Annotated in this window: 6 protein-coding genes, 1 tRNA gene and 1 pseudogene; 6 read left to right on the top strand and 2 right to left on the bottom strand. The window is 60.0% G+C overall.

The window, feature by feature from the left end; translation table 11 throughout:
* The 6 genes and pseudogenes from rplT to QZ511_RS10060 form a co-directional block, all read left to right on the top strand.
* Window positions 1-84: pseudogene (rplT, locus tag QZ511_RS10085) on the top strand (50S ribosomal protein L20); the annotation flags it as partial.
* Between the two features lie 183 nt (window positions 85-267).
* Window positions 268-1,281: a phenylalanine--tRNA ligase subunit alpha gene (gene pheS / locus QZ511_RS10080; protein WP_295802180.1), complete on the top strand. Its 1,014-nt coding sequence runs from the start codon at window positions 268-270 to the stop codon at window positions 1,279-1,281.
* A gap of 81 nt (window positions 1,282-1,362) precedes the next feature.
* Window positions 1,363-3,738, top strand: a complete 2,376-nt coding sequence (gene pheT, locus QZ511_RS10075; protein WP_295802179.1) for a phenylalanine--tRNA ligase subunit beta — start codon at window positions 1,363-1,365, stop codon at window positions 3,736-3,738.
* A gap of 130 nt (window positions 3,739-3,868) precedes the next feature.
* Window positions 3,869-4,174, top strand: a complete 306-nt coding sequence (ihfA, locus tag QZ511_RS10070) for an integration host factor subunit alpha (protein WP_010131375.1) — start codon at window positions 3,869-3,871, stop codon at window positions 4,172-4,174.
* Complete coding sequence (locus tag QZ511_RS10065; RefSeq protein WP_295802178.1) at window positions 4,155-4,520, top strand: MerR family transcriptional regulator; 366 nt, start codon at window positions 4,155-4,157, stop codon at window positions 4,518-4,520. Before ihfA ends, QZ511_RS10065 begins: the two co-directional genes overlap by 20 nt.
* Before the next feature lie 127 nt (window positions 4,521-4,647).
* A tRNA-Pro gene (locus QZ511_RS10060) sits at window positions 4,648-4,724 on the top strand.
* Window positions 4,725-4,816: 92 nt separating this feature from the next.
* Here the strand turns inward: QZ511_RS10060 and QZ511_RS10055 are convergent.
* Window positions 4,817-5,128 carry a hypothetical protein gene (locus QZ511_RS10055; protein WP_295802177.1) on the bottom strand — a complete coding sequence of 104 codons (312 nt, stop codon included), beginning with the start codon at window positions 5,126-5,128 and terminating at the stop codon, window positions 4,817-4,819.
* Window positions 5,129-5,130: 2 nt separating this feature from the next.
* A complete protein-coding gene (locus QZ511_RS10050) occupies window positions 5,131-6,315 on the bottom strand; it encodes a tyrosine-type recombinase/integrase (protein ID WP_295802176.1) in 1,185 nt (394 codons plus the stop codon).
* Window positions 6,316-6,319 lie beyond the last annotated feature (4 nt).

Genomic DNA, 6,319 nt, shown 5'->3' with positions numbered 1-6,319 from the left:
CGTGTTCTGGCTGATCTGGCGGTATACGATAAAGCCGCTTTTGCTGCCGTAGTTGAAAAAGCCAAGGCAGCCCTGGCAGCTTAATTAGCGCCTGCAGAAAAATCGGCCCTTCGGGGTGGATTTGTGCTTTAAAAATAGGGAAGGGCTGTAATGGCTCTTCCCTATTTTTTTATCGAATTCTGACAAGGCTTTCGCCCGGCGCATTGGCGGCGGAAGCCAAATAGCAAACGCTAAACGCAATTCATCGAATACAACGAGAAGGTTTCAATGCAAGATTTGCAGTCCCTCACGGAGCAGGCGCTGGCACTGGTAGAGCAGGCCGGTGACCTGGCGGCTCTGGACCAGGTGCGGGTAGATTACCTGGGTAAAAAAGGCCACCTCACCGCGCAGCTGAAAAGCCTCGGCAAACTGTCTGCCGAAGAGCGCCCGGCGGCAGGGGCCAAAATCAACGAAGCCAAGCAGCAGGTGCAGACCGCTATCAATAGCCGTCGCGAAGCGATGGAAAAGGCGGCCATCGAAGAGAAGCTCGCCAGCGAAACCATTGACGTGACCCTGTCCGGTCGCGGCGAAGAGCAGGGCAGTGCGCACCCGATTACCCGCACCCTGCGCCGCATTGAAGAAATCTTCCAGCGCCTCGGGTTTTCCGTGGAGCAGGGCCCGGAAGTGGAGAGCGACTACTACAACTTCGAAGCCCTGAATATTCCCGCGCATCATCCGGCGCGCGCGATGCACGATACCTTCTATATCGACCCCACTACCGTGCTGCGCACCCACACCTCCTCGGTGCAGATCCGCACCATGGAGAAAAAGAATCCGCCCCTGCGCATCATCTGCCCGGGTCGCGTATACCGCTGCGATTCCGACGTCACCCACTCGCCCATGTTCCACCAGGTGGAAGGCCTGGTAGTGGACGAGGGCGTGAGCTTTGCGCACCTGAAGGGCTGTATCGACCAGTTCCTCAAAGCCTTCTTCGAGGCGGACGTGCCGGTGCGTTTCCGTCCGTCCTACTTCCCGTTCACCGAGCCCTCGGCAGAGGCCGATATCCAGTGCACCTCCTGTGGCGGCAAGGGCTGTCGCGTGTGCTCCGGCACCGGCTGGCTGGAAATCCTCGGCTGCGGCATGGTGCACCCGAACGTATTCGACTCCTGCGATATCGACAGCGAAAAATACTCCGGCTTTGCCTTCGGCCTCGGCGTCGAACGCATGGCCATGCTGCGCTACGGCGTAAACGATCTGCGCCTGTTCTTCGACAACGACCTGCGCTTCCTCAAGCAGTTCTAAATCGAAACCATTTTTTAGCAGCCTGCTCGCAGGCGAACGGCGCGGTGTGCCGCGCACAAGAACCAGAATTAGAGAGAGCTTATGAAACTCAGCAATGCCTGGTTGCGGGAGTGGGTAAACCCGGACCTGACCGCACAGCAGCTGGCCGATCAGATCACCATGGCCGGCCTCGAAGTAGACGCAGTTGAACCGGTCGCCGGCGAATTTTCCGGTGTGGTAGTGGGCGAGATCATCGGCTGCGAACAGCACCCGGACGCCGACAAGCTGCGCGTGTGCCAGGTCAAAGGTCATCCGGACGGCGAGATGCAGGTGGTGTGCGGTGCACCCAACGCCCGTGTCGGTATCAAGATTCCGTTCGCGCTGGTGGGCGCCAAGTTGCCGGGCGACTTCAAGATCAAGAAAGCCAAGCTGCGCGGCGTCGAGAGCTTCGGCATGCTGTGTGCGCAGACCGAACTGGAACTGGGCGACGACAGCGACGGCATCTGGGAACTGCCCGCCGACGCGCCCACCGGAACCGATCTGCGGGAATACCTGCAGCTGGACGACAGCACCATTGAGGTGGACCTCACCCCGAACCGTTCCGACTGCCTGGGTGTGGCCGGTATTGCCCGCGAAGTGGGCGTGCTGAACCGCTGTGCGGTGCAGGGCCCGGCGATCGAGCCGGTAGCGGCCAAGATCGACGACAGCCTGGCAGTTTCCCTGATGGCCGAAGAAGCCTGTCCGCGCTATGTGGGCCGTGTGATCCGCAATATCGACGTGGCCGCAACTACCCCGCTGTGGATGCAGGAGCGTCTGCGCCGCAGCGGCCTGCGCAGCATCGACCCGGTGGTGGACGTCACCAACTACGTCCTGCTGGAGCTGGGCCAGCCGATGCACGCCTTCGATCTCGACAAGCTGAACGGCGGCATTCATGTGCGCATGGCGGAGCAGGGCGAGAAACTGACCCTGCTGGACGAGCAGGAAGTGAAGCTGCAGGACGGCACCCTGGTAATCGCCGACGACAAGGGCCCGCTGGCCATTGCCGGTGTGATGGGTGGCCTGGATTCCTCGGTAACCGACGGCACCCGCAATATCTTCCTCGAGAGCGCCTTCTTCAGCCCGCTGGCGATTGCCGGCAAGGCCCGTTCCTACGGCCTGCATACGGACTCCTCCCACCGCTTCGAGCGCGGCGTGGACTACCGCCTGCAGGAAACCGCCGTCGAGCGCGCCACCCAGCTGCTGCTGGATATTGTCGGCGGCGAGCCGGGCCCGGTTCACCTTCGTGAATCCACCGACGCCATGCCATGCGAGCGCCACATCACCCTGCGTCGTGCCCGCGTACAGGGTGGCCTGGGTATCGATATGGCGGACGACGAGATCGTCGAGATCATCACCCGCCTGGGGCTGGAAAAGATTGCTGAAAACGCAGAGGGCTGGACCTTCCTGGTGCCCAGCTTCCGCTTCGATATCGCCATCGAGGCCGACCTGCTGGAAGAGCTGGCGCGGGTGTACGGCTACAACCGCATCCCCAGCATCAGCATGACCGCTGCCCTGGACATCATTCCCCGTGACGAGGCCGACGTGGCCCAGGAGCGCCTGGAAAAGACCCTGCTGGCGCGGGGCTATCAGGAGGCCATCACCTTCAGCTTTATCGACAGCGCAGCCTCCGCCAAATTCGACCCGGATGCCGAGCCGGTCGCTCTGCAGAACCCCATCAGCGCGGATCTCGCGGTGATGCGCACCTCGCTGATGCCGGGACTGGTCAAGGCGCTGCAGTACAACCTCAACCGCCAGCAGGACCGAGTGCGCCTGTTTGAGACCGGCCTGCGGTTTGTGCCGGGCGGTGAATTGAAGCAGGAGCGCATGATCGCCGGCCTGATCTACGGTACCCGCCAGCCGGAAGGCTGGAGCGGTGGCAAGGATCTGGTGGATTTCTACGACATCAAGGCGGACGTGGAAGCGCTGCTGGCCCACTACGAGGCGGAAGGGGAGTTCACCTTCGCCGCCGCCAAGCACCCCGCACTGCACCCGGGCCAGTGTGCCCAGGTACTGCGCAATGGCGAGCCCGTGGGCGTGATTGGTGCCCTGCACCCGACCCTGCAGAAGGACTACGATCTGCCAAAGGCCGCGTTCCTGTTCGAGCTGAGCCAGGATGCCCTGGGCCAGTCCGTACTGCCCGCGTTCCAGCCGCTGTCCAAATTCCCGGAAGTACGCCGCGACCTCGCGATCCTGGTGGACGCCGAAGTCCCGGTGGGGGATCTGCTCAAAGTCGCCGTTGAAGCTTCCGGCGAATATTTGACGGACTTCAACATTTTTGACGTCTATCAGGGCAAAGGCATTGATTTTAATAGAAAAAGTGTCGCTATGGGCTTGACCTTTCAGCATCCGTCACGCACCCTTAACGACGAAGAAATCAATGCCGCAGTCGATGCGGTAGTCCGTGAATTAGAACAAAAACACAACGCCAGCCAGCGCTGATCCCAACAGACCCTCGGGACGCGCCGGTTGTCGAGCGCATCCCGAGAGCGTCTGCTGCCGGGTTAAAGCCGCCGCGGTACCAGGCTTACAAACCGGAAAATGACGCCTCTGAATCTGTTGGCAGGAACCAATGACAGAGGCACTGACCAAGGCCGGGCTCGCCGAAAAGCTGTACGAAGAGCTGGGTTTCAACAAACGCGAAGCCAAGGAAATCGTCGAATTTTTCTTCGAGGAGATCCGCAATGCGCTCGAAAACAACGAGCAGGTAAAGCTGTCCGGATTTGGCAACTTTGACCTGCGCGACAAAAGCCAGCGTCCGGGACGGAACCCAAAGACTGGTGAAGAAATCCCCATTTCCGCGCGAAGGGTGGTTACCTTCAAGCCGGGGCAAAAACTCAAGGCACGAGTAGAAGAAGATGCTGGAAGCGAGTCATAACAGCGAACTGCCGGTAATTCCCGGCAAACGCTATTTCACCATCGGTGAGGTTAGCGAGCTGTGCGCCGTGAAACCGCATGTGTTGCGTTACTGGGAACAGGAATTCCCGCAACTCAGCCCGGTCAAACGCCGCGGCAACCGCCGCTATTACCAACACCAGGACGTCATCCTGATCCGCCAGATCCGCGCACTCCTGTACGAGGAGGGCTACACCATCGGTGGTGCCCGCCTGCAGATGGAAACCGGCTCCTCGGAAAAGGTGCAGACCGTCCAGCTGCAGCAGGTGATCCCGCAGATGATTGCCGAGCTGGAAAGTGTGCTGGAATTGCTGGAGGTTGAAGCCTGATCCAAAAAGGCGCAAAACGGGCTTGCATTCCCGCCGTACTTCGGTATGATTTGCGCCTCATCGCCAAGCGATGCCCCTTATAAATCAAGCACTTACGTGATTTTTACACCGCTTGATTTGCTCTTATCGGAGTGTAGCGCAGCCTGGTAGCGCACCACACTGGGGGTGTGGTGGTCGTCGGTTCAAATCCGGCCACTCCGACCATTATCTCTTTGTTTTTGTTGTAGTTTCTATGCGACCGGCCGGTAGCGAAAGCACCGCGCACAGAAACTGCACACAAACACCGCACAGAAACTCTATATCCTTAATCCGTCCGCTTTTCCAAACTTCCCCTCGAACTCTTCAAGAAATGCCACACCTAGCGCGGTTAGCTCTTTTGAAGTGCCGTATTTGGAATCTTTCAGAAATCCACCATTTACCGCTATTCCGTAGGCCGTGTGCCCGCTCCAATATCCATCTACCTGGTTCCTCAGCGTCTTTGCTAGCTGAGCCCTCTTTCCTTCAACACTGTTATCAGTAGTTGGTCCAAATCGAGTTCCCTCGAAAATTTTCTCTATGTACGCGTCTGAAACCACGGTGTATCCATTGTATTGAACCCAGTTTTCCATTCTCAAAACTCCCCTCCAATAACATCATCCGGCAACACAAAATCCATCGGCGTATAGGGCAGGGCGTCGGCGTCCTGGTATCCCAGTGTGGTGCCTTTGTTTTTGTGTGCCATCAGTTCCTGAATTTGATCCACGCCATAGCCCGCGATGCGGTACAGGGTGGACGATAGGCCGCGGACTTCGTGGAAGCTCTGGCCGCCCGTAATGCCGCAGGCGTCGCGCACTTCGGCGAACATGCGGCTCAGTCGCTCTGGCGTGACTTGCGCCAGGTGTTGTTTGTCCTGGTTCCACACCCTCCGTTTTGGCCACTGGCTGACGATGTAGGGGCAGCGGCGGTTTTGCAGGCTCAGCTCCCGGGCGCGCTGGATGGTGCGGGCGAGGGCTGGGTATTTGTCGAGGCTCCACGCTTGCCGCGCGGCGCGGGCGTGGCCTTTCTGGGCGGCGCTTTTGGCGATGACGAGCTGCAGGGTGCGGCCCTTGAGGTTGGCGTCCCATTGCAGGTTGCAGATGTCTTCGCGTCGCCAGGTGGTGAGCAGCGAGAGTGCCATGGCGATTTGCAGCGAGTGCAGGCCCATTTCCTCGGCCATGTGGTAGATGGCCCAGTACTGCGCGATGGTGAGCGGTGCGCGGCCCTTTGGCGGCTTCTGCTTGGCGATGAGGCGCGGGCGATCGTCGGCGGTGGTGAAGGGGTTGTACTGCAGTTTCGGCATGAGGCCTTGCGGCATCAGCCAGTTGAACAGCTTGCGGAATTCCGCGTGGCGCAGTTTCTGCTGGTTGTAGGTGAGCCCGTCCCACCAGGTGGAGATTTGCTGCCAGGTGATGTGGCCCACCGGTGTACCGCTGAATTGTTCGGCGAACTGGTGCAGGGCGTAGACGCGGTTGTCCCAGCTTTTTTTGCCGGTGAGTGCGGGGTTGAGCCGCTCCTGATAGGCGATATAACCCGGTACGTGGAAGCCGAGCTGCTGGCGGCCGGGCACGCGCGCGGGTGTGGCGATGGCGGTGTCGCGCAGGGCGTTGGCCTCGGTGGCGATGCGGTTGGCCTCGGCTACGGTTTCCGCCTGGAACAGCTTGTCACTGCCATCGGCGCGGCGGTACCGGTAGTAGCCCGGGCGCTTTCGCGGGTCCGGATACAGGTTGTCGACCAGTTCGATGCCGTCGATGATGCGGGGTTTTTTGGGTCTTACCATGGTG

It is taken from the genome of uncultured Microbulbifer sp., from assembly GCF_913055755.1.
Classification (GTDB): domain Bacteria; phylum Pseudomonadota; class Gammaproteobacteria; order Pseudomonadales; family Cellvibrionaceae; genus Microbulbifer.
The sequence above is the reverse complement of the archived record's forward strand: the minus strand, read 5'-3'. Positions and strand labels throughout refer to the sequence as shown.

Excerpts from the sequence above, each read along its gene's own strand:
- ihfA (WP_010131375.1), top strand. The coding sequence starts at position 3,869 with ATGACAGAGGCACTGACCAAGGCCGGGCTCGCCGAAAAGCTGTACGAA.
- QZ511_RS10055 (WP_295802177.1), bottom strand. The coding sequence starts at position 5,128 with ATGGAAAACTGGGTTCAATACAATGGATACACCGTGGTTTCAGACGCG.
- pheS (WP_295802180.1), top strand. The coding sequence starts at position 268 with ATGCAAGATTTGCAGTCCCTCACGGAGCAGGCGCTGGCACTGGTAGAG.
- QZ511_RS10065 (WP_295802178.1), top strand. The coding sequence starts at position 4,155 with ATGCTGGAAGCGAGTCATAACAGCGAACTGCCGGTAATTCCCGGCAAA.
- pheT (WP_295802179.1), top strand. The coding sequence starts at position 1,363 with ATGAAACTCAGCAATGCCTGGTTGCGGGAGTGGGTAAACCCGGACCTG.
- QZ511_RS10050 (WP_295802176.1), bottom strand. The coding sequence starts at position 6,315 with ATGGTAAGACCCAAAAAACCCCGCATCATCGACGGCATCGAACTGGTC.